This window comes from Caldicoprobacter sp. (assembly GCF_047459465.1).
Taxonomy (GTDB): Bacteria; Bacillota; Clostridia; order Caldicoprobacterales; family Caldicoprobacteraceae; genus Caldicoprobacter.
On record NZ_VSCO01000170.1, the window covers coordinates 1 to 3,411 of the forward strand.

Annotated in this window: 5 protein-coding genes; all 5 read left to right on the forward strand. The window is 41.1% G+C overall.

Going from position 1 to position 3,411, the window contains the following annotated elements:
• Positions 1 to 519 (forward strand): amino acid ABC transporter permease (locus tag FWJ59_RS08720; RefSeq protein WP_414481555.1); only part of this gene is annotated, 519 nt, incomplete at its 5' end.
• The gene (locus tag FWJ59_RS08725; protein ID WP_414481556.1) at positions 500 to 1,177 is read left to right on the forward strand and encodes an amino acid ABC transporter permease; all 678 of its coding nucleotides are present in this window, start codon (positions 500 to 502) and stop codon (positions 1,175 to 1,177) included. The genes FWJ59_RS08720 and FWJ59_RS08725, both read left to right, overlap by 20 nt.
• A gap of 9 nt (positions 1,178 to 1,186) precedes the next feature.
• Positions 1,187 to 1,957: an amino acid ABC transporter ATP-binding protein gene (locus FWJ59_RS08730; RefSeq protein ID WP_414481557.1), complete on the forward strand. Its 771-nt coding sequence runs from the start codon at positions 1,187 to 1,189 to the stop codon at positions 1,955 to 1,957.
• Positions 1,944 to 2,789 (forward strand): cysteine ABC transporter substrate-binding protein, encoded by an 846-nt coding sequence (locus FWJ59_RS08735; RefSeq protein WP_414481558.1) that lies wholly within the window; start codon positions 1,944 to 1,946, stop codon positions 2,787 to 2,789. Before FWJ59_RS08730 ends, FWJ59_RS08735 begins: the two co-directional genes overlap by 14 nt.
• Positions 2,790 to 3,021: 232 nt before the next feature.
• Positions 3,022 to 3,339 (forward strand): IS66 family insertion sequence element accessory protein TnpA, encoded by a 318-nt coding sequence (tnpA, locus tag FWJ59_RS08740; protein WP_025748331.1) that lies wholly within the window; start codon positions 3,022 to 3,024, stop codon positions 3,337 to 3,339.
• The last annotated feature ends 72 nt before the right edge of the window (positions 3,340 to 3,411 follow it).

Sequence of the window (3,411 nt, forward strand, 5' to 3'; positions counted from 1 at the left end):
TTTTTGAAAAAAATTGTCAATTGGTATATAGAGCTTTCAAGGAATACACCGTTGCTTATACAGCTATTCTTCTTGTATTACGGCTTGCCGAAAGTAGGCATTAAGCTAGGAGCATTCACCTGCGCTGTTATAGGCTTAGCATTCCTCGGCGGCAGTTATATGGCAGAAGCGTTTAGAGGGGGGTTAGAGGCTGTCAGTAAGGCTCAAATAGAGGCAGGATTGAGCATTGGACTAACTAAAGCACAGGTGACCAGGTATATAATCTTCCCTCAGGCATTGGCTGTTTCAATTCCCAGTATAGGGGCAAATGCAATATTTATTATCAAGGAGACGTCCATTGTCAGCGCCATATCGCTGAAGGATTTGATGTTTGTCACAAAGGATATTATAGGCATTTACTATAAAACCAATGAGGCGCTGCTTATGCTGGTCGTGGCATATTTGATTATTCTACTGCCGCTGTCATTATTGCTAACTTACATAGAAAGAAGGCTGAGGTATGCAGGATTTGGGAATTAGGGTACTTATAGAGGGCAACAACCTGTATAGGTTGATGGGTGGACTGCTGGTAACCGTAAAGATAGCCCTTATTTCAGTCATCATATTCATCATATTCGGAATACCCTTTGGAATAGTTATGACATCAAAAAACAAGTTATTAAGGCTCGTGTGCCGGGCATACTTGGAAGCTGTCAGAATTATTCCGGTGATGGTTTGGCTTTTCATATTTTATTTCGGCGTGCCAAAGCTTACGGGGATTCATATAGCGGGAGATGTTGTTTCGGTCATCGTATTTTCCATATGGGGGACAGCCGAAATGGGGGATTTGGTACGGGGGGCAGTAACATCGCTGCCCAAACATCAAAAAGAAAGCGGAAAGGCAATTGGACTTACCAACCTGCAAATCTATAGCTATATCATAATACCCCAGTCGATCAGAAGATTGCTTCCGGGTACCATTAATCTGGTAACTCGTATGATAAAGACGACCTCACTGGTTGTATTGATTGGAGTAGTTGAGGTGTTAAAGGTGGGACAGCAGGTTATAGAGTCCTTCGTATTGCAAAGCCCTTCAGCGAGTTTCTGGGTGTATGGCTTTATTTTCTTCCTATACTTCATAATATGCTATCCCATATCGCTTTTTGCAAGAAAACTGGAATTACGCTGGAAGGAGTGATGAATTAGCATGGCTTTGTTGGAGGTTATTGGCTTAAATAAGTATTTTGATGGCTTTCATGTCCTTAAAGATATAAGTTTTTCTGTTGAAAAAGGGGAAGTAGTCGTCATCCTGGGCCCGTCAGGAAGTGGCAAAAGCACTTTGCTCAGGTGTATTAATGGGCTAGAAGAAATACAGTCTGGACAAATAAAGTTAAATGGGGAGGTGATCAATGAAGACAGCACAAAATGGCACTTGATAAGGCAAAAAATCGGAATGGTATTTCAAAGCTATGACCTGTTTCCGCATATGACTGTTTTCGAAAATATATTGCTTGGGCCGCTGAAGGCACAAAAAAGAGATAAAAAAGAAGTGGCCAGGCAGGCTGAAGAGTTGCTTGACCGAGTCGGTCTATTGGATCGAAAAAATTTTTATCCCAGGCAGCTGTCAGGGGGTCAAAGGCAAAGAGTTGCAATAGTCAGGGCTTTATGTATGAATCCTGAGCTCATGTTATTTGACGAGGTGACAGCTTCGCTGGATCCTGAAATGGTAAGAGAGGTTTTGGATGTTATGCTGGAACTTGCCAAAGAAGGCATGACCATGATTATCGTTACTCATGAAATGGAGTTTGCAAAAGCAGTAGCGGATAGGATCATATTCCTTGATGGAGGAGAAATAACCGAGGTGGCGGGGGCCCAGGAGTTTTTTACAGATCCTAAAACAGAAAGGGCAAAAAATTTTTTAAATATATTTAATTTCAAAGAGTATAAGAAAGGAGTAGATAATAATGAAAAAATTTAGCAAGTTTGTCCCATTGGCTATTGCTCTGGTACTCATAGTGGGGGCATTAACAGCCTGCGTTTCACAATCATCCAATACTAAATCATCCATTGACAGAATAAAGGAATATGGCAAAGTGAGGATTGGCGTTTTCAGCGATAAGCCTCCTTTCGGCTATGTGGATTCAAATGGAGAAGTTCAAGGGTATGACGTTTATCTAGCAAGACGAATTGCAAAAGATTTGCTAGGCGATGAATCGAAGGTTGAATTTGTCTTTGTAGAGGCTGCCAACAGAGTTGAATACTTGCAATCTGATAAAGTGGACATCATCCTTGCAAACTTTACAGTAACGGATGAGAGGAAAAAACTTGTTGATTTTGCACTTCCATATATGAAGGTTTCCCTTGGGGTTGTGTCGCCAAACGACAACGTTATCACCGATGTTTCTCAGCTAAAAGGGAAGAAGCTCATTGTAAATAAAGGAACGACAGCCGATATTTTCTTTACCAAAAATTATCCCGATATTGAACTTCTGAAGTATGACCAAAACACCGAGGCTTTCCAGGCATTGCTAGATGGGCGTGGCGATGCTTTAGCCCATGATAACACAATGCTCTTTGCCTGGGCCAGGGAACATGAAGGATATACCGTTGGAATCACTTCCTTAGGAGGTCAAGATACAATTGCTCCGGCGGTTAAAAAAGGTAATACAGAGCTTTTAAACTGGCTGAACGAAGAACTTGAAAAACTCGGCGAGGAAAACTTCATGCACAAAAATTTTGAAGAGACATTACGTCCGTTTTATGGCGATTCAATAAATCCTGATGATATAGTTATAGAACCTGGAACATGATGTGGTTATAGAAGGTGGAGTATTAAAATAAGATGCATGAGTACAAAAAAGTCTCTAAACGAGACTTTTTTGTACTTCTATGACCACACAATTGTGCGGTTTGCTTGGCAAACATGCTGTTTCGCGCAACGTAGTTGGCTGTTAAGCCGTAAGCGTCAAATAGAGCACACCTAAAAATTTGTAATCAGATGTGAGATAATTCCTCCATAGAAATGATGAGGAGGGATTATCTATGACGCACAAAGAGCGTAAGCAACAGTGGGAAGCTAGGATTGAGGCATATAAGTCCAGCGGCTTAAGCAAGAAGGAATTTTGCAAACAGCACAACATAAGCGTAAGACAGCTGTACTATTGGCTAAGAAAAGAATCTCTAAAAGAACAAACTGATAATACAGTACAATGGTTACCTGTTAATTTAAGTGGCCAAGAAGACACATCTGGATGCAACTTTTTAACCGTAAAAGTAGGTCCTGCTGTTATTGAGGTAAGACAGGGTTTTAATGAGAAACTGCTGCTAGATGTAGTAAAGGTGTTGAGCACACTATGTTAGGACTGGCCAGTACTCAAAAGGTTTATCTTGCGTGCGGGAGTACCGACATGCGGAAATCAATAGATTCCCTAG